Annotated in this window: 1 protein-coding gene; it reads left to right on the forward strand. The window is 63.1% G+C overall.

Annotation, left to right across the window (positions count from 1 at the left end; genetic code table 11):
- A partial coding sequence (locus tag OVY01_RS23005) for a septum site-determining protein MinC (protein ID WP_284700977.1) occupies nt 1-282 on the forward strand: 282 nt, incomplete at its 5' end.
- Nucleotides 283-653 lie beyond the last annotated feature (371 nt).

A 653-nucleotide genomic window follows, 5' to 3' on the forward strand; every position in this document is an offset into this window, starting at 1 on the left:
GCCGAAACAGCCGAAACAGCCGATGCCGGCGACGATGCCAGCCCGCCAGCGACGGACGCGCCGGTGGCGGCCTCCGCGACGGCGAACGTCGAGGAAGGGCTGCCGACGGCGGTCTCGACGGGTTTCGTGCCGACGCTGGTCGTCGACCGGCCGCTGCGTTCGGGTCAGCGGATCTATGCCGAGGGCGATCTGGTCGTACTCGGGCTGGTGAGCTATGGCGCGGAAGTGATCGCCGAGGGCAATGCGAAATTGGGCATCGGCGGACCTCCGGTGGGCCACTAACGAAAAACCGTTAGTGTACTCACTAGACTTTGCTGCGCAAAATCGTTCGAAAACCTATGGGGCTGCGCCCCTTGTCCCCGCTAAGTCAAAACCAGTTGGAGGTCCGATTCCGCGCAGTTTCCGCGCCCGCCCGTGGACAACTCCGCTGCCCACACTGGCGTGTGGACAGCCGGGCTTTGCCCGGTGCCGGAGTCTGCCCACCGGCTCCCCACGACCTTTGCCCCTTGGGCCTGACGCGCCCCTCCGGGGCTTGCCTTGGAGAGAGAGAAAACCTTCCCCCTTCCCTGCTAAACCGGTTTTTGGGACATTGAATGCTCAAAAAACTTCACTAGGAAGCTGATCAGAGAATGACCAACTCGGGGCTGTCCAAA

Source organism: Robbsia betulipollinis, from assembly GCF_026624755.1.
Taxonomy (GTDB): domain Bacteria; phylum Pseudomonadota; class Gammaproteobacteria; order Burkholderiales; family Burkholderiaceae; genus Robbsia; species Robbsia betulipollinis.